This is a genomic window from Halodurantibacterium daqingense (genome assembly GCF_042666235.1).
GTDB lineage: Bacteria > Pseudomonadota > Alphaproteobacteria > Rhodobacterales > Rhodobacteraceae > Halodurantibacterium > Halodurantibacterium daqingensis.
In genome coordinates this window covers 39,017-56,104 of record NZ_JBHTFQ010000011.1, presented here as the reverse complement: position 1 = coordinate 56,104, position 17,088 = coordinate 39,017, and the positions used below count along the sequence as shown (strand labels likewise).

General features: G+C 65.1%; 15 protein-coding genes. 12 read left to right on the top strand and 3 right to left on the bottom strand.

Annotated features, from left to right (window positions below):
* Positions 1-159: 159 nt before the first annotated feature.
* Positions 160-1,539, top strand: a complete 1,380-nt coding sequence (locus ACFQXB_RS17070) for a GntP family permease (RefSeq protein WP_377406269.1) — start codon at positions 160-162, stop codon at positions 1,537-1,539.
* 63 nt (positions 1,540-1,602) lie between these two features.
* Positions 1,603-2,943 carry a cytochrome-c peroxidase gene (locus tag ACFQXB_RS17065; protein WP_377406266.1) on the top strand — a complete coding sequence of 447 codons (1,341 nt, stop codon included), beginning with the start codon at positions 1,603-1,605 and terminating at the stop codon, positions 2,941-2,943.
* A 9-nt stretch (positions 2,944-2,952) separates the two neighbouring features.
* On the opposite strand, the gene ACFQXB_RS17060 is transcribed toward ACFQXB_RS17065, so the two are convergent.
* Entirely contained in the window at positions 2,953-4,458 is a 1,506-nt protein-coding gene (locus ACFQXB_RS17060) for a CRTAC1 family protein (RefSeq protein ID WP_377406263.1), read from the bottom strand.
* Positions 4,455-5,651 (bottom strand): ROK family transcriptional regulator, encoded by a 1,197-nt coding sequence (locus tag ACFQXB_RS17055; protein ID WP_377406260.1) that lies wholly within the window; start codon positions 5,649-5,651, stop codon positions 4,455-4,457. The genes ACFQXB_RS17060 and ACFQXB_RS17055 overlap by 4 nt, the downstream gene beginning before the upstream one ends.
* A 271-nt stretch (positions 5,652-5,922) precedes the next feature.
* On the opposite strand from ACFQXB_RS17055, the gene xylF reads away from it, so the two are divergent.
* The 5 genes from xylF to xylA all read left to right on the top strand — a co-directional run bounded on the left by xylF (position 5,923) and on the right by xylA (position 11,802).
* Positions 5,923-6,948 carry a D-xylose ABC transporter substrate-binding protein gene (gene xylF, locus ACFQXB_RS17050; RefSeq protein WP_377406258.1) on the top strand — a complete coding sequence of 342 codons (1,026 nt, stop codon included), beginning with the start codon at positions 5,923-5,925 and terminating at the stop codon, positions 6,946-6,948.
* 76 nt (positions 6,949-7,024) lie between these two features.
* On the top strand, positions 7,025-8,314 hold the full coding sequence (locus tag ACFQXB_RS17045; protein ID WP_377406255.1) for a sugar ABC transporter permease: 1,290 nt from the start codon (positions 7,025-7,027) through the stop codon (positions 8,312-8,314).
* Position 8,315: 1 nt separating this feature from the next.
* Positions 8,316-9,062, top strand: a complete 747-nt coding sequence (locus tag ACFQXB_RS17040; protein WP_377406252.1) for an ATP-binding cassette domain-containing protein — start codon at positions 8,316-8,318, stop codon at positions 9,060-9,062.
* A complete protein-coding gene (gene xylB / locus ACFQXB_RS17035; protein ID WP_377406250.1) occupies positions 9,062-10,501 on the top strand; it encodes a xylulokinase in 1,440 nt (479 codons plus the stop codon). The genes ACFQXB_RS17040 and xylB overlap by 1 nt, the downstream gene beginning before the upstream one ends.
* On the top strand, positions 10,498-11,802 hold the full coding sequence (gene xylA, locus ACFQXB_RS17030; protein WP_377406247.1) for a xylose isomerase: 1,305 nt from the start codon (positions 10,498-10,500) through the stop codon (positions 11,800-11,802). The genes xylB and xylA overlap by 4 nt, the downstream gene beginning before the upstream one ends.
* A 31-nt stretch (positions 11,803-11,833) precedes the next feature.
* Here xylA and ACFQXB_RS17025 read toward each other — a convergent pair whose 3' ends face one another.
* Positions 11,834-12,361: an isopentenyl-diphosphate Delta-isomerase gene (locus ACFQXB_RS17025; protein WP_377406244.1), complete on the bottom strand. Its 528-nt coding sequence runs from the start codon at positions 12,359-12,361 to the stop codon at positions 11,834-11,836.
* A 250-nt stretch (positions 12,362-12,611) separates the two neighbouring features.
* Here ACFQXB_RS17025 and ACFQXB_RS17020 point away from each other — a divergent pair, with 250 nt between their 5' ends.
* From ACFQXB_RS17020 to ACFQXB_RS17000, 5 genes are all read left to right on the top strand, one after another.
* Positions 12,612-13,655: a TRAP transporter substrate-binding protein gene (locus ACFQXB_RS17020; RefSeq protein WP_377406242.1), complete on the top strand. Its 1,044-nt coding sequence runs from the start codon at positions 12,612-12,614 to the stop codon at positions 13,653-13,655.
* Positions 13,655-14,173, top strand: a complete 519-nt coding sequence (locus ACFQXB_RS17015) for a TRAP transporter small permease (protein ID WP_377406240.1) — start codon at positions 13,655-13,657, stop codon at positions 14,171-14,173. The genes ACFQXB_RS17020 and ACFQXB_RS17015 overlap by 1 nt, the downstream gene beginning before the upstream one ends.
* Positions 14,170-15,528, top strand: a complete 1,359-nt coding sequence (locus ACFQXB_RS17010) for a TRAP transporter large permease (RefSeq protein ID WP_377406237.1) — start codon at positions 14,170-14,172, stop codon at positions 15,526-15,528. Before ACFQXB_RS17015 ends, ACFQXB_RS17010 begins: the two co-directional genes overlap by 4 nt.
* 31 nt (positions 15,529-15,559) lie before the next feature.
* On the top strand, positions 15,560-16,672 hold the full coding sequence (locus tag ACFQXB_RS17005; protein WP_377406234.1) for a 5-methyltetrahydropteroyltriglutamate--homocysteine S-methyltransferase: 1,113 nt from the start codon (positions 15,560-15,562) through the stop codon (positions 16,670-16,672).
* 154 nt (positions 16,673-16,826) lie between these two features.
* Positions 16,827-17,081, top strand: a complete 255-nt coding sequence (locus ACFQXB_RS17000; RefSeq protein ID WP_377406231.1) for a hypothetical protein — start codon at positions 16,827-16,829, stop codon at positions 17,079-17,081.
* The last annotated feature ends 7 nt before the right edge of the window (positions 17,082-17,088 follow it).

The window sequence follows — 17,088 nt, the reverse complement described above, 5'->3', positions numbered from 1 at the left end:
GCCCTCCCACGCACTGATCCCCAGTCTTGCACGCCGGGAATTCGGCTTCAATCACGCAACGCCCGCTTGCGTCGCGCGGTTCCCGAGCCGCGGCGGGAAACGGCCGTTGCGCCCGCCGCGGCTCTGCGGCATGCTGCGGCGCAGCAAGTCGGAGGCGGCATGTACGGCATCATGGTCATCCTTCTGGCGCTGGGCGCGATGATCTATCTTGCCTATCGTGGTGGCAGTCTGATCCTGCTTGCGCCGCTGATGGCGGTTCTGGCGGTGGCGCTTTCGGGAACGGGCGCGATCCTTGCCGCCTATACCCAGATCTTCATGGGGGCGATGGGGGGATTTGTCATCGCCTATTTCCCGATCTTCCTGTTGGGGGCGGTCTTTGGAAAACTGGCCGAGGCGACCGGCGTGGCCCGGGTTCTGGCCGAGGGGATCATTGCGCGGGCGGGCGCGCAGCGGGCGATCCTTGCAGTGGTCCTGTCGGCTGCGGTGATGACCTATGGCGGCGTATCGCTGTTCGTCGTGGCCTTCGCCATCTATCCGATTGCTGCCAATCTGTTCCGGCAGGCCCAACTGCCCAAGCGCCTTGTGCCGGCCACGTTGGCGCTGGGGGCCTTTACCTTCACCATGACGGCGCTGCCGGGCACGCCGGCAATCCAGAACGCGATCCCGATGCCCCATTTCGGCACGACCCCCTACGCCGCCCCGGGGCTGGGCATAGTCGCGGCGCTGATCATGTTCCTCGGCGGCTGGCGCTGGCTTGAATTCAGGGCTCGGCACATCGGGCCCGGCTATGGCGCCGAGGATGACGTGCCGCCCCCGGATGCCCGCCTTGACCGGGACAGTGGCGATTTCTGGCTGGCGCTCGTGCCATTTCTGCTGATGATCGCCACCAATGCCCTCTTTACCTGGGTCATCATCCCGCGCCTGCAGACCGGCTACCTTGCCCTGCCGCTTTACGGGGCCACCGATATCTCGGCGCTGCGCGGGCTCTGGTCGATCATTGCGGCGCTGGTTGCATCGATCCTTGCGCTTCTGGCGATGAACTGGCGCAGATCCGGGCTGGCGGAGGCGCTGAATGCCGGGGCGGCGGGGGCCTTGATGCCGATCTTCAACACCGCAAGCCTTGTGGGTTTTGGCGCCGTCATCGCGGCGCTGCCTGCGTTCGGGCTGATCCGCGATCAGGTTCTGACCATCGGCGGGGCGAACCCGCTCCTGTCGCTTGCCGTCGCCACGAACCTTCTGGCGGGGATCACCGGATCGGCCTCGGGGGGAATGTCGATCGCCCTTGCGACGCTGGGAGAAACATATCGGCAGATGGCGGCCGAGGCCGGAATCGCGCCCGCGCTCCTGCACCGGGTGGCTGCCGTGGCAACCGGGGGGCTGGATGCGCTGCCCCATAACGGGGCGGTGATCACACTTCTGTCGATCTGCGGGCTGACGCATCGCGAAAGCTATGGCGACATCGCGGTGGTGGCGGTTCTTGTGCCGCTGCTGGCGCTTGCCGCAATCATCCTGCTGGGAACTGCCTTCGGCAGCTTCTGACCCCTTTCCGAACGGCGCGGATGATGCTTCACTTCCCCGTGTCATCACCTGGGGAGGATGTGCATGGACAAGGGGATCCGTGGCCTGGCCATCGCGTCTGCCGCCCTGCTGGCTGCGGCAGGTCCGGTGCCGGCTGACACGCGCGTGCCTCAGCCGGTAACGGACGCGCTGTTTCATCCGGTTGATCCCGCCGAAGCGCGACTTGGGCAGCTTCTGTTCTATGACCCGATCCTGTCGGGCAATCGAAACATTTCCTGCGCGACCTGCCATCACCCGCGCTTCGCAACGGCGGACGGCGTGTCGCTGAACCTTGGCGAGGGGGCGATCGGGCTGGGGCCGGATCGCCGCGTGGACCCGGCCAACCCGCCGGAACAGCGCCTGCCGCGCAACGCGCCCGCCCTTTTCAACCTTGGCGCGCGGGAATTCACGGTGATGTTCCACGACGGCCGCATCGAAAGCGATCCGAACCGCCCCAGCGGCCTCCGCACCCCGCTGGAAGAGGAAATGGTCCAGGGCTTCCGCGACATCCTCTCGGCCCAGACGATGTTTCCGGTTCTGTCTGCCGATGAGATGGCCGGGCACTATGGCGAAAACGAGATCAGCACCGCCGTGCGGCAGGGACGCATCACCGGCCCGGGTGGCGCCTGGGATCTGATCGCGCGGCGGGTGTCGGATATTCCCGCCTATGCGGCGCTGTTCACCGAGGTTTATCCCGATATCGCAGCCGGCAGGGCCATCGGCTTCACGGATATTTCCGATGCCATCGGGGCCTTCGTCGCCTTTGAATGGCGCTCCGACGACAGCCCCTTTGACCGGCATCTGCGCGGGGAATCGCCGCTTGAGCCGACCGCGCAGCGCGGCATGGCGCTGTTTTACGGCGAGGCGGGCTGTTCGGACTGCCATTCGGGGCCGTTCCAGACCGATCACCGCTTTCACGCAATGGGGCAACCGCAGATCGGCCCGGGCAAGGCTGAACGGTTTGAAAGCCATCAGCGCGATATCGGGCGGATGCGGGTCACCGGCAGGCCCGAGGATGCCTATGCCTTCCGCACCCCCTCGCTGCGCAACGTATCGGCAACGGGGCCCTGGGGCCATGCCGGCGCCTTCAGCGACCTTGATGCCTTTCTTGTCCATCACCTCGATCCGGTTGCAGGGCTGGACAGCTACAGGCTTCAGGCCGCGCTGCCGACGTTTGATCCGCAGCGCCCTGACCTTGCGGTGATGTCGTCTGATGAAGACCGGGCGGCGATTGCTGCCGCGGTTCGGCGGGCGCCGCTTCAGCTTGCCGCGGACGACCGGTCGGCGCTGCTTTCCTTTCTGGAGAGCCTGACTGACAAGGGGGCGATCGCGGGCCGGCTGGGCATTCCCGAGGCCGTGCCAAGCGGCCTGCCAGTCGAACGTTAGCGCCGCCTGTCAGTCGGGCGCGATCTGCAGGGACTGGTTGACCGGCACGACATGCCAGTCGGTCAGTCGCCCGTCAGGCCAGAGAACGCGCAGTTCGGCATTGTCGTGGTCGCCAAGGCCGAAGTGCAACGGCCCCGCCTGGCCGCTGCCATGGCCGCCGCCGACGGTTACCTCCTGCACCTGCGTCCGCCCTGCCGTGCGCAGCTCCACCCAGGCACCGACAGCGTTGCGGTTCGGCCCCTCCATCCGCGGCGTCACGGCCACCCAGTTTCCGGTGCCGCTGCTGACATTCTGCCAGATCTCCAAGGGCGCGCGCCGGTTGACGACCACAAGGTCAAGCCGCCCGTCGCCATCCAGATCCGCAAGCCCCGCGCCCCGTGCCCGTGCCAGACTGGCCACACCCGCCGTATCGGCACGTTCGGCAAAGCGGCCATCGCCCTCCTGGATCAACAGGTTGTTCGGATCCTTCATCGCATTCGACGGCATCTGGTCGACATTGCCCTTGGCAATGAACAGATCGGCCAGCCCATCATTGTTCACATCGCCGAATTCCGCGTGCCAGCCGGTTGACGGGCGCCCGTCGTCGCCGAACCAGGGCCGCTGGGCGGCGCTGCCCTGTTCATAGGGTGCGTTTACGTAGTGCGTGCCGTCATTGAACTGCAGAAGCTGGTCGCCCATCGAGGTCAGCATCACATCCGGAAAGCCGTTGCCGGTGATGTCGCGGCTTGCGATCCCCATGCCCCAGAGCGAGATCAGCGGCCAGCCGTCGTCGCTGCCGCGCGGTTCAAGCGGCTCAAGACGCCACATTTCCTCGTACCCGCCACGGATATAGTAATGCCGGTCGTTCGAAATCCGCAGTTGCGGCCGACCGTTCCGCTGCCAGTCGGAAATCAGCATCGACAGCGCACAGTAGCCGGGACTCAGGATTTGCGGCGGGGCGAAGCCTTTGCCGCTCGGGCGGTGCAGTTCGTTCACGTCACAGGCGCCGAAAGGCCCGTCGGGGGCCCTGCGGTCCACATAGTTCCCGATCGCCAGCGTCGGCCAGGCCCGTCCCTGTTCCCAGGTTGCGCTGAAGGCCGTTGACCAGGCGTCACCGCGGTGAAACCCCCAGGCGTCGCTCGCATCCTCAAAGCGGCAGTCCCCGTTGCCGCGCAGCAGCAGGTTGGGGCCAACCCGCAGCACCGCAAGATCCAGATGCCCGTCGCCGTCGATATCAAGGGGATAGGCACCTGTGACCCCGGTGATCGGCGCAATCTCTGCCGGTTCGAAGCGCAGCGGGTCTCCGGGCGCCGCAGTCCGGTTGATCAGAAGCGCGGCGGGGCCGGCGCCGCCCGCCACAAACAGATCGGGCCGGCCCGAGCCGTTGCAATCAAGGATCGCCACGCCGCCGCCGACGAAATGCTCCCACTCGCCGGAATAGATGTGCGGCACGGGCAGCGGGTCGGCCGGCCGGAACAGCACTTCGGCGCCCAGGGGCTGCGGCAGAAGTGCCAGAAGCGGTGCGAGGTATCTCATGCCACTGCCGGTTCGCGCGAAGGGGCAAGCAGCGCCTCGCTGACCGCCGATAGCGCCAGCGCCGCCGCGCCATGGGCCCACAACAGATCGCCCCAGGCGTGGATCTTGATCGGGGGCGGCGGGCGGCCGGTGTTCAGCACCAGCGCTTCCATTTCGGCAAGCGTGTCGGCGGCATAGAGATAGTCGTATCGCATCCGTTCCCCCGACAGGATGATCAGCGCCGGGTCGAACAGGTTCACGACATTGGCCAACCCCACGGCAAGATAGCGGCCCGCGCGGCGGAAGATCGACCGCGCGGCCTGATTGCCGGCCTTGGCGTGATCATAAAGGCTTTCCAGCAACACCGAGATCGGCTGCCCGTCCTTGTGGGCAAGGTTGAGCGCCGTCGTCGCCTCGCGCACCAGCGCGTAATCGGCCACATAGGCCTCGAGACAGCCGCGCTGCCCGCACCGGCAGAGCGCACCATCCAGATGAACCTTGGTGTGGCCCAGCTCCATGCCCAGCCCCTGGGCGCCCCGATGAATCCGGTGGTTGATCACCAGCCCCATGCCCAGCCCGTGTTCGATGGTGACGACGGCGAAATCCGACAGGGTGCGTCCCGCACCGAACCAGAGCTCGGCCAGGGTCACAAGGTTCGCGTCATTGTCCACATGCACCGGCAGGCCCAGTGCCGCGCTGGCCAGCGCGGCCAGCGGCACATCCCGGTCCCGCAGCACCGGCGACCACAGGACCTGGCCGGCGCCGCTGTCCACAAAGCCGGGCACGCCAAGCCCCACGGCGGAAAGATCGCTGCGCAGAAGCCCGGCCTTGGCGCAGACCCCGTCCAGCAGCGCGGTGGCGGCCGCCATGATTTCCGGCAGGTCAAGCAGCCCGGGGCGGCGCGGGATCACATCTCCCGCAATCAGGTTTCCGGCAAAATCCACGATGACGGCAGTGTGTTCGCGGTCGGAAAGCTTCATTCCCGCAACCCACAGCGCGCCAGCGCGCACCCCCAGCGCCACGGCGGGCCGGCCGCGTCCGCCGTCGCTGTCGCGTGGGGAGGTGACTTCCTCGATCAGGCCGCGCTCGATCAGGTCCGAGGTGATGGTCGTCACCGAGGCCGGGCTGACGCCCAGATCCTTCGCGACCTGCACGCGTGGGATCTGGCCCGCCGCACGCACCCGCTCGAATACCTGCTGCCGCAACGGGCGCATCGTCTCTGCCAGGGGCGGGATCAGTGGCCCGCAGCCGGCTTTGCCGGCCCCTGATCCATGCTGATTCATTAATTCGCCCCCCTAATGAATTATCCCGCGCGACGCGCTCCTGCTGCGTGCGTGTCGCCCAGTCTTTCGCCGCGCTGCAGAAATGCGGCCATTCCGCCGTGCGGTTACAGAATTGACCGACATAAATTTTTTGACAACTAAAATTAATAGGTGCATTTTGATCGCGTTTAGGCGAATCCGCCAAACCCGTAGGGAGGTCTACATGCATAAAACCGTTCTCGCCGCCGTGCTTGCCACGGCAGGCTTTTCCGTTGCCGCGCAGGCGCAGGACATCACCGTCGGCGTGAGCTGGTCGAACTTCCAGGAGGAGCGCTGGAAGACCGATGAAGCCGCGATCCGTGCGGCGCTCGAGGAAGCCGGCGCGCGCTATATTTCGGCCGATGCGCAATCATCCTCGTCCAAGCAGCTGTCGGATATCGAAAGCCTGATCGCGCAAGGCGTGGATGCGCTGATCATCCTCGCACAGGACAGCCAGGCCATCGGCCCTGCGGTGCAGGCCGCGGCGGACGAGGGGATCCCGGTCGTGGGTTACGACCGGCTGATCGAGGATCCGCGCGCCTTCTACCTGACCTTCGACAACGTCGAGGTCGGCCGCATGCAGGCGCGGGCGGTTCTCGAGCAGGCGCCGGAGGGCAACTACGTGATGATCAAGGGTTCGCCCACCGATCCCAATGCCGACTTCCTGCGCGGTGGCCAGCAGGAGGTGCTGCAAGAGGCGATCGACGCCGGGCGCATCACCATTGTCGGCGAAGCCTATACCGATGCCTGGCTTCCGGCCAATGCGCAGCGCAACATGGAACAGATCCTGACCGCCCAGGACAACAATGTTGACGCCGTCGTGGCTTCGAATGACGGCACGGCGGGCGGCGCGATTGCCGCGCTGACCGCGCAGGGCATGCAGGGCATTCCGGTGTCGGGACAGGATGGCGACCATGCCGCCTTGAACCGCATCGCGCTGGGCACCCAGACGGTTTCGGTCTGGAAGGATGCACGCGAACTGGGCCGTAACGCCGCCGAGATCGCCGTCGCCATGGCCAATGGAACCGAGATGGCTGATATCGAGGGCGCGCAAAGCTGGACCTCGCCCTCGGGCACCGAACTGACCGCCCTGTTCCTTGCACCGATCCCGGTGACCGCCGAGAACCTCGATGTCGTGGTTGAGGCCGGCTGGATCACGCAAGAGGCGCTTTGCCAGGGTGTTTCGGGCGGTCCGTCGCCCTGCAACTGAAACCGGCCGGCGCCCCCGTCTGCGGGGCGCCCCCTTCCGGCCGCGCATCGCGGCCGGCCTGCCACAGGACATGCCCATGACTGACGCGGCCCACATGCCCGCCCAAAGACGCCGTCTGATCGACACGTTGGAAATCGACACCCGCCTTCTGGGGATGATCGGAGCCTTCATCCTGCTCTGTGTCGGATTTCATCTGATCACCGACGGACGCTTCCTGACTCCGCGCAACGTCTTCAACCTCACGATCCAGACGGTGTCCGTGGCCATCATGGCAACCGGAATGGTCTTTGTGATCGTGACCCGCCATATTGACCTGTCGGTGGGGGCGTTGCTTGCCACCTGTTCGGCGATCATGGCGATGACGCAGACGGTGTTTCTTCCGCAGGTGATGGGGATCGCGCTGAACAGCGGGCTGAACGCGCCGCTTGCCATCCTTGTGGGGCTTGTTGCCGGAACGGCCATCGGCGCCTTCCACGGCTGGCTGGTCGGCTATCTGACGATCCCGGCCTTCATTGTCACGCTGGGGGGGCTTCTGGTCTGGCGAAACGTTGCCTGGTACCTGACAAGCGGTCAGACCATCGGCCCGCTCGACAGCACCTTCATGCTGTTCGGTGGCGCCAATGGCACTATCGGCGAAACCGCCTCCTGGGTGGTGGGGATTCTTGCTGTGCTTGCGGCGCTTTATGCGCAGTGGATGTCGCGCCGCGGCAAGATGCAACACGGCTTCACGGTCAAGCCGGTCTGGGCAGAGATGGTCATGGCCGCAATCATCGCCGGTGCCATCCTGGGCTTTGTCGCGACGCTGAACGCCTATGAAGTGCCGGCCGCCCGGCTGCGCCGCGTCTTCGAGATGCGCGGCGAGATCATGCCCGAAGGCTATACCGAGGGCTACGGTCTGCCCATCTCCGTTCTGGTGCTGCTGGCCATCGCGATCATCATGACGCTGGTCGCGCGGCGCACCCGGCTGGGGCGCTATATCTTTGCGACGGGGGGCAACCCCGAAGCGGCAGAGCTTTCGGGGATCAACACCCGCCTGCTGACGGTCAAGGTGTTTGCGATCATGGGGGCGCTTTGCGCACTCTCGGCGGTGGTGGCCTCGGCCCGCGCGGCGAACCATGCCAATGATATCGGCACGCTGGACGAATTGCGCGTGATCGCCGCCGCCGTGATCGGAGGCACCGCTCTGTCGGGCGGAATCGGCACGATCTATGGCGCGATCCTTGGCGCGCTTATCATGCAGTCCCTGCAATCGGGGATGGCGATGGTGGGGGTGGATGCCCCGTTCCAGAACATCGTCGTGGGATCGGTTCTCGTCTTTGCCGTCTTTGTCGACATCGTCTATCGCAAGCGCACAGGAGCGAAGTGACATGACCCCTCTTGTCGAAATGCGCGACATCTCCATCGCCTTTGGCGGCGTCAAGGCGGTAGATCACGTCTCGGTCGATCTTCATCCCGGCGAGGTCGTGGGCCTTCTGGGCCATAACGGGGCCGGCAAGTCCACGCTGATCAAGATCCTGTCCGGCGCCTATCAGGCCGATAGCGGCGAGATCCTGATCAACGGGGAAAAGGCCGATATCCGCAACCCGCGCGATGCCCGCAGCTACAATATCGAGACGATCTATCAGACGCTGGCGCTGGCCGATAACCTCGATGCGGCCTCGAACCTGTTTCTGGGGCGTGAACTGACCACGCCGCTGGGGTTTGTCGATGATGCGCGGATGGAGGCGGAAACCCGCAAGATCATGGGCCGGCTCAATCCCAACTTCCGCAAGTTCGCCGAACCGGTAAAGGCGCTTTCGGGCGGACAGCGGCAATCGGTGGCCATCGCGCGCGCGGTCTATTTCAACGCGCGGATCCTGATCATGGATGAACCCACCGCCGCGCTTGGACCGCAGGAAACCAAGATGGTCGGCGAGTTGATCGACGAGTTGAAGCGGCAGGGCCTGGGGATCTTCCTGATCAGCCACGACATCCACGACGTGATGCATCTGTGCGATCGTGTCACGGTGATGAAGAACGGCAAGCTGGTGGGGACCGAGCGCGTCGAGGACGTGACCGAGGACGATATCCTTGGCATGATCATTCTGGGCAAGAACCCGTCGAAGGCGGCGTGATGTTCATCGGTCTTGATCTGGGGACCTCCGCGCTCAAGGGGATCGTCATCGACGAAGACCAGCGCGTCCGCGCCGAGGCGACGGCGCCGCTTTCCGTCAGCCGGCCTGCCGACGGCTGGTCGGAACAAAGCCCCGCCGATTGGATTGCCGCCGCCGAGGCCGTTTTCGATGCGCTTGCCGCCGCGCTGCCACTGGATGCGGTGCGCGCGATTGGCCTTTCGGGGCAGATGCATGGCGCGACGCTCCTGGATGCCGCCGACGAGGTGCTGCGCCCTTCGATCCTGTGGAACGACACGCGCGCCCATCGCGAAGCGGCGGCGCTGGATGCCAATCCCGCTTTCCGGCGGGTGACCGGCAACATTGTCTTTCCCGGCTTCACGGCACCCAAGATCAACTGGGTGCGGGACCATGAGCCACGCCTGTTCGAACGGCTGGCGAAGGTGCTGTTGCCCAAGGACTACCTGCGCCTGTGGCTGACCGGAGCCCATGTGGCCGAAATGTCGGATGCGGCGGGCACAAGCTGGCTGGACACCGGGCGGCGCGACTGGTCGGACGACCTGCTGGCCGCCTGCGGGCTGGATCGCAGTCACATGCCGGATCTGATCGAGGGGTCCGAGGTGTCTGGGCAGATGCGCGCGGGCCTGGCCGACCGCTGGGGCCTGCCGCGCGATGTGGTGGTGGCCGGCGGCGGTGGCGACAACGCGGCCTCGGCAATCGGGGTGGGCGTGGTGCGTGCGGGGCAGGCGTTTGTGTCGCTTGGAACCTCGGGTGTTCTGTTCGCGGCCAATGACGGCTATGCGCCGAATGCGGCCACGGCGGTACATACCTTCTGCCATGCCCTTCCGGAGACATGGCACCAGATGGGCGTGATCCTTTCGGCCACCGACGCGCTGAACTGGTTCGCAGCCCTTGCGGGTGAAGCCGCGTCGCAGCTGACGGCCGATCTCGGGGCGCTTGTCGCGCCCTCCAGGACCCTGTTTCTGCCCTACCTTGGCGGGGAGCGGACGCCTCTGAACGATGCCACGATCCGCGGCGCCTTTGTCGGGCTTGAACATGCCACCGACCGTGCGGCCGCGACGCGCGCGGTGCTTGAGGGCGTTGCCTTTGCGTTGCGCGATTGCCGCGATGCGCTGGCAGCAACCGGCACCAGCATCGAGACGCTGCTGGCGGTGGGCGGTGGCAGCCGGTCGGACTACTGGCTTCAGGTGATTGCCACGGCGCTTGACACCCCCGTGACTCTGCCTGTCGCCGGCGATTTTGGCGGCGCCTTTGGTGCGGCGCGTCTGGCCCTGATGGCGGCCACCGGCGCCGGCGCCGAAATCGCCACCCCGCCCGAGGCCGCAAGAACCATCCTGCCCGATGCCGGCCTGACCGCCGCCTTCGACGCTGCCCACAGCCGCTACCGCGCGGCGCAATCCGCGATAAAGGGACTGACATGACCGACTTCTTCAAAGGCATCGCGCCTGTCCGCTTCGAAGGCGCCGACAGCACGACTGATCTTGCCTTCCGCCACTACAATCCCGACGAAGTGGTGATGGGCAAGCGGATGCAGGACCACCTGCGCTTTGCCGTCGCCTACTGGCACAGCTTTGCCTGGCCCGGAACCGATCCCTTCGGTGGCCCGACCTTCGAGCGGCCCTGGTTCGGCGAGACAATGGATCTGGCCCGCCTGAAGGCCGATGTTGCCTTCGAGTTGTTCGACATCCTGCAGGCGCCGTTCTTCTGTTTCCACGATGCGGATATCCGCCCCGAGGGCGCGGATTTCGCCGAAAACACCCGCAATCTGGAAGCCATCGTCGATTACATCGGCGAAAAGATGCAGCAGTCGCGCACCCGCCTGCTGTGGGGAACGGCCAACCTGTTCTCGCACCGCCGCTACATGGCCGGTGCCGCGACGAACCCCGATCCCGATGTCTTTGCCTTCGCCGCCGCGACGGTCAAGACCTGCATGGATGCGACGCTGAAACTGGGTGGCGAGAACTACGTGCTGTGGGGTGGGCGCGAGGGCTACGAGACGCTGCTGAACACCGATCTTTCGCGCGAGGCCGACCAGATGGCCCGCTTCCTGTCGATGGTGATCGACTACAAGCACAAGATCGGTTTCAAGGGCGCGATCCTGATCGAGCCCAAGCCGCAGGAGCCGTCGAAACACCAGTATGACTATGACGTGGCCACCGTCTATGGCTTCCTGCGCCGCTACGGGCTGGAAAACGAGGTGAAGGTCAATATCGAGCAAGGCCACGCGATCCTCGCCGGCCATTCCTTCGAACATGAGATCGCGACGGCCGCGAGCCTTGGCATCTTCGGTTCGATCGACATGAACCGGAACGACTATCAGTCGGGTTGGGATACGGATCAGTTCCCCAACAACGTTCCCGAAGTTGCGCTGGCCTATTACGAGATCCTGAAGGCGGGTGGGTTCACCACCGGCGGCACCAATTTCGACGCCAAGATCCGGCGCCAGTCCATCGAGCCCGAGGATCTGATCCTGTCGCATGTGGGCGCGATGGACATCTGCGCGCGCGGGCTCAAGGCGGCCGCGGCAATGCTCGAGGACGGCACACTGGAAAGGCAGCGGGCAGACCGCTATGCCGGCTGGTCCGCCCCGGCGGCGCAGGAGATGCTGCAAGGCGGCACGCTTGACGCCATTGCCCAACGCGTTCTGTCGGAAGGCATCAACCCCAAGCCGCGGTCGGGCCGGCAAGAGGCGTTGGAGAACCTTGTGAACCGCTTCGTCTGACGCTGCCGGGCGCGGCCGCGACGGGCCGCGCCTAGTTCTGAAGCGCGCCAAGGATGGATCCGGTATGTTCGGGCAGACAGGCCCGAAGCCAGGGCGTGAACTGATCGGGATGCCGCGCCACCTCGGCCGCCAGATCATGAATGCCGAGCCAACGCAGCTCGGCCACTTCGCGCGGGTCGGGGGCCAGGGGCAGCTCTGGCGGGGCATAGGCGACGAACAGGTCGACCAGCTCATGCTCGATCAGGTCGGCCCCGAGCCTGGTGCGATACTCGATCTGGCCGCGATGATTGGGATAGATGCCGGTGATCCCCAGTTCCGCGCGCAGCCTGCGGATGGCACAATCTTCGGGTTGTTCCTGCCAGGCGGGATGTCCGCAGCCACTGTTGGACCACAGGCCCGGCAGATGCTGCCGGGAAAGGGCGCGCCGCTGGATCAGTACATCCTGCCCGCGCAATATGAACACCGAGACTGCCCTGTGCCGCAGCCCCCGGCGATGCGCGTCGTGCGGCTCGACCGGGATAAGCGAGCCGCCGAGCCAGGCAGGAATGAGATGCGGCATGAAAGGCCCCTTTCATCTTCGAAAAGACATCGCAAAGATGGGAACGAAACCGACCGGTTTCAGCCTCGCCTGTTGCCGCGCGCGGATATGCCGCGCCCTGCCCCGACAGGGGTTCCGTGGCTACCGTCACATCCTTGTCGCCCTGCGGAAATCGGGCCGCGCCCCATGGTGATGCTTGATGATTGTGCTTGGCGGGTTGCTGGCAAAGCAGCAGGAAGTTGACAGGCACAATTATTCACAGGGAGGGAATATGCGTATCACCAGAACAGTGCGCGCCGCATTTGCCGCGTCTGCCTTTACCCTTTGCGCTGCGGGCCTTGCGGCTGCGCAGGAGTATACTTTCAAGCTGCACCAGCCGCTCAGCGCCCAGGCGCCTGCCCAGACCCAGATGCTGGAGCCTTGGGCGCGCCAGGTCGAGGAAAACTCGGGCGGGCGCGTGAAGATCGAGATCTTCCCGGCCATGACGCTCGGTGGTCGCCCGCCCGAGCTTATCAACCAGGTCCGCGATGGCGTGGTCGATCTGATCTGGACGGTCAATGGCTATACGCCCGGTCTCTTCCCCCGTTCCGAGGTGTTCGAGCTTCCGAACGTATTCGAGGGTGACCTGTCGGCGGCCAACCTGGCAATGCACGACATGCTGGATGATCTGCGCGAGGATTATCGCGGCACCGAAGTCATGTTTCTGCATGTCCATGCCGGCAACGGTATCCAGATCGCCGGCCGCGAGATCCGCAGCCCCGCCGATCTTTCGGGCGTCAGCCTGCGGACGCCATCGCGCACCGGTGCCTGGGTGATCGAGGCGCTGGGTGCCACCCCGGTCGCCATGCCGGTTCCGGAACTGCCGCAGGCCCTGCAGCGCGGCACGGTCGCCGGCGCGCTGATCCCGTGGGAAATCATCCCGGCGCTTCAGATCCAGGAACAGACGGATTACCAGATCGAGGGCGAGAACAACTATCGCTTCGGGACGACGGTGTTTCAGGTCTCGATGAACCAGGCGCGCTGGGACGGCCTGCCCGAGGATATCCAGCAGGCCTTCCGCGATGCGTCAGGCCCGGAATGGTGGGCCCAGGTCGGTGAGATCTGGCGCGGCACCGATGACTTCGGCATCGGCGTGGCCACCGGGGCCGGCAACCAGCACATCGTGCTGAGCGCCGAGGAAACCCAAGCCTTCCGCGACGCGCTCGAGCCAGTGGTCGAGCGCTGGGTGGCCGAGGTTTCGGGGCAGGGCATCGACGCGGCAGGGCTTGTGGAAAAGGCGCGCACCCTGATCGCCGAGCATAGCGCCGGCAACTGATGGCATCCAGTCACACACCACGCCGCACCGGGTTCGCCGGTGTGGCAGAAACGGTGATCACCCTCTGGGCGCTGTTCGGGGGGGTCGTTCTGATCGCGCTGGTCGTGGTGAACATCTATGCGGTGCTGTCGGGCTTTGCCGGGCGGCGCTTCTCGGGCGACTTCGAGCTGACCGAGATGTTCGCTGCGGTGGCGGCCTTCTGTTTCCTGCCCTATACGCAGCTCAGTGATGCCAATGTCACCGCGGACATCTTTACCTCGCGCGCCTCGCCGCGCTGGGTGGCGCTGTTCAAGCTTGTGGCGGCGCTTGTGGCGCTTCTGTTTGCGCTGCTGCTGCTGTGGCGCATGTATTACGGGCTGAACGACCAGCGCGATTACCGTTACACGACCACGATCCTTCAGGTGCCGATCTGGTGGGCCTTCGTGCCGATCCTTGTGTCCCTGGCGCTGCTGGCCCTGGCCGCAGCAATCAATTTCGTTGAATACGGGCGCAGTATGATGCGCGGAGGGCAAGCATGACCGACCCGACGACGCTGGGTTTTCTTGGCCTTCTCGTTCTGCTGATCCTGATCGCGCTGCGCATGCCCATTGGCTATGCGATGATTCTGGTCGGTGGCGTGGGAATCACGCTGCTGAACGGGCCGGCCCTGATGCTGAACCAGCTCAAGACGCTGGCCTATGGGCAGTTCTCGGTCTACGATCTTTCCGTCATTCCGATGTTCGTGCTGATGGGGGCGCTGGCCACCAAGGCGGGGTTCAGCCAGCAGTTGTTCCGCTTTACCAATGCCTGGCTGGGCTGGATGCGCGGCGGCACCGCCATGGCGGGTATCGCGGCCTGCGCGGGGTTCGGGGCGGTTTCGGGATCATCGCTGGCCACCGCCTCGACCATGGGCAAGGTGGCACTGCCGGAGCTGCGCCGCTACCGTTATTCGGGCGCGCTGGCGACCGGGTCGCTCGCGGCGGGCGGGGTGCTGGGGATCCTGATTCCGCCTTCGGTCGTTCTCATCATCTATGCCATCATCGTCGAGGCGAATATCGTCACGATGTTCATGGCGGCCTTCATCCCCGGCATCCTGGCGGTGATCTTCTTCCTTCTGACCATCGCGATCTATGTCCTGATCGTGCCCGAGGCCGGCCCGGCCGGCGGCAGCAAGGACCGGGCCGAGTTCCTGTCGGCAACGCTCGGGGTCATCCCGGTGCTGGTGATCTTCGGCCTCGTGCTGGGGGGTATCTATGGCGGGCTTTACAACCCGACACCAGCAGCGGCAGTGGGGGTGTTTCTGGTCTGGCTGTTCGGGACCGCGCAGCGACGGCTGTCCTTCGGGGCGATCCGCGAATCGCTTATGGAAACCGCCAGCACCACCGGCATGATCTTCCTGATCCTGCTGGGCGCCGAACTGATGAAGATCTACATGTCGCGCATCGGCCTTCCGCAGGCGGCGGCAAGCTGGATCGGCACGTCCGGCCTTGAACCGATGACGGTGCTGATCCTGCTGTTGCTGGCGCTGATCCTGCTGGGCTGCCTGATGGACAGCCTGTCGATGATCCTTCTGGTCATCCCCTTCTTCTGGCCGGTTCTGGTGGAACTGAACGGCGGGCTTTACCAGGGCGCCGAGGGTTCCGGCTTTGGCATGAGCACGAACGAGCTGAAGATCTGGTTCGGCATCCTCGCGCTGATCGTGGTGGAACTGGGGCTGATCACGCCACCGGTCGGGATGAATGTCTTCGTCATCTCTGCCCTGTCCAAGGACACGCCGATGATGGAAACCTTCAAGGGCGTCATGCCGTTCTTCGCGGCCGAGATCATCCGGGTCGTGCTGATCCTCGTGTTCCCGGCCATTGTGCTGTGGCTACCGCGATACCTGGCGGGATAACTGCCGGGCTGAAACTGAAAGGACTAGAATGATGCTCACCCCTCCGTTCCGCGCCGATCATGTCGGAAGCCTGTTGCGTCCGCCTGCGGTGGCGGCGCAGCGCAAGGCCCGTGCCGAAGGCGCCGACAACGCGGCCGAGCTGCGCGCGGCCGAGGATGCCGCGATCCGCGACGTGATCCGGATGCAGGAAGAGATCGGCTTCAAGGCGGTCACCGATGGCGAAATCCGCCGGTCCTTCTGGCATTACGATTTCATGGGCATGCTGACCGGCTTCGAGATGGAAGAGCGTGATCCGGACCAGGGCGCGCAATTCGCCGGGGTCAAGCTGCGTCCTGTATTCCCGACCATCAAGGGCAAGCTTGATTTCCCCGATGACCACCCGATGCTGGAGCACTTCCGTTTCGTTGCGGACAACACCAGTGTCGTGCCGAAGATCTCGATCCCCGGCCCCTCGTGCTGCCATTTCCGCACTGCCAAGTCGGATATCCATCCCGCGGAGTACCAGGACCCGGAGGTTCTGTTCGCCGATCTCGCCGCAACCTATGCCAAGGCGGTGGCGAAATTCTACGAGGCGGGCTGCCGCTATCTGCAGATGGATGACATCTTCTTCGCCTATCTCTGCGATCCCAAGCACCGCGCCGCCAAGCAGGCCGAGGGGCAGGATCCGGACTGGCTCATCGATCAATATGCCAAGATGATGCATGACGCGATCAAGGATCGCCCCGCTGACATGGTGATCGGCATGCACATGTGCCGCGGCAACTTCCGTTCCACCCATGCGGCCGAAGGCGCTTATGATGCGGCGGCGGATGCGGTGTTCAACAAGACCGGCGTCGATATCTTCTTCATGGAATACGATACCGAGCGTGCGGGCGGGCTGGAGCCGCTGCGCCTGCTTGCCAAGGGCAAGCAGCGTGTCCTGCCGGGCTTCATCACCACCAAGACCGGCGAGATGGAAAGCATCGACGACCTGAAGCGGAAATTCGACGAGGCGTCGAAATACGCTGACCTCGATCAGCTTGGCATCGCCCCGCAATGCGGCTTTGCCTCGACTGAAGAGGGCAATGCCGTGGCCTTTGACGACCAGCGCCGCAAGCTGGAGCTTGTGGTGGAAACCGCCCGCGCCATCTGGGGCGAAGTCTGAGCCTCCGGGCGGCCCGGCGGGTTTCAGCCCGTCGCCTGCCCCGATTCCAGCAATCCCGCGCCCATGCCGCGCGGGATTGCGCCGTGGTCTGGCGGCAGACGCTGCACAATCCTAATTAAAGGTCTTGTTTCGGAGCATCCGGAAGGAGACCCAGATGAAGACATACCTGCTCGGCCTCGGCGCCTGTGTTGCGCTGGCCATGCCCGCCCTTGCGACCGAGTTCAGCGAGATCGACGCCGACGGTGATGGCGTCCTGTCGTTTCTCGAACTGCAGATGATCTATCCCGATCTTGATGCCGGTCAGTTTGACCGGATGGACAGCAATGGCGACGGCTATGTCGATGCGGCCGAACACGAAGCCGCGGTTCAGGCGGGCGTCCTGGGCCCGGCCCCGGCAAGCGAGACCTGAACCGCGG

What these genes read in the sequence shown, in the direction of transcription:
- ACFQXB_RS17070 (WP_377406269.1), top strand. Translation starts at nt 160, where the DNA reads ATGTACGGCATCATGGTCATCCTTCTGGCGCTGGGCGCGATGATCTAT.
- ACFQXB_RS17065 (WP_377406266.1), top strand. Translation starts at nt 1,603, where the DNA reads ATGGACAAGGGGATCCGTGGCCTGGCCATCGCGTCTGCCGCCCTGCTG.
- ACFQXB_RS17060 (WP_377406263.1), bottom strand. Translation starts at nt 4,458, where the DNA reads ATGAGATACCTCGCACCGCTTCTGGCACTTCTGCCGCAGCCCCTGGGC.
- ACFQXB_RS17055 (WP_377406260.1), bottom strand. Translation starts at nt 5,651, where the DNA reads ATGCGCCCGTTGCGGCAGCAGGTATTCGAGCGGGTGCGTGCGGCGGGC.
- xylF (WP_377406258.1), top strand. Translation starts at nt 5,923, where the DNA reads ATGCATAAAACCGTTCTCGCCGCCGTGCTTGCCACGGCAGGCTTTTCC.
- ACFQXB_RS17045 (WP_377406255.1), top strand. Translation starts at nt 7,025, where the DNA reads ATGACTGACGCGGCCCACATGCCCGCCCAAAGACGCCGTCTGATCGAC.
- ACFQXB_RS17040 (WP_377406252.1), top strand. Translation starts at nt 8,316, where the DNA reads ATGACCCCTCTTGTCGAAATGCGCGACATCTCCATCGCCTTTGGCGGC.
- xylB (WP_377406250.1), top strand. Translation starts at nt 9,062, where the DNA reads ATGTTCATCGGTCTTGATCTGGGGACCTCCGCGCTCAAGGGGATCGTC.
- xylA (WP_377406247.1), top strand. Translation starts at nt 10,498, where the DNA reads ATGACCGACTTCTTCAAAGGCATCGCGCCTGTCCGCTTCGAAGGCGCC.
- ACFQXB_RS17025 (WP_377406244.1), bottom strand. Translation starts at nt 12,361, where the DNA reads ATGCCGCATCTCATTCCTGCCTGGCTCGGCGGCTCGCTTATCCCGGTC.
- ACFQXB_RS17020 (WP_377406242.1), top strand. Translation starts at nt 12,612, where the DNA reads ATGCGTATCACCAGAACAGTGCGCGCCGCATTTGCCGCGTCTGCCTTT.
- ACFQXB_RS17015 (WP_377406240.1), top strand. Translation starts at nt 13,655, where the DNA reads ATGGCATCCAGTCACACACCACGCCGCACCGGGTTCGCCGGTGTGGCA.
- ACFQXB_RS17010 (WP_377406237.1), top strand. Translation starts at nt 14,170, where the DNA reads ATGACCGACCCGACGACGCTGGGTTTTCTTGGCCTTCTCGTTCTGCTG.
- ACFQXB_RS17005 (WP_377406234.1), top strand. Translation starts at nt 15,560, where the DNA reads ATGCTCACCCCTCCGTTCCGCGCCGATCATGTCGGAAGCCTGTTGCGT.
- ACFQXB_RS17000 (WP_377406231.1), top strand. Translation starts at nt 16,827, where the DNA reads ATGAAGACATACCTGCTCGGCCTCGGCGCCTGTGTTGCGCTGGCCATG.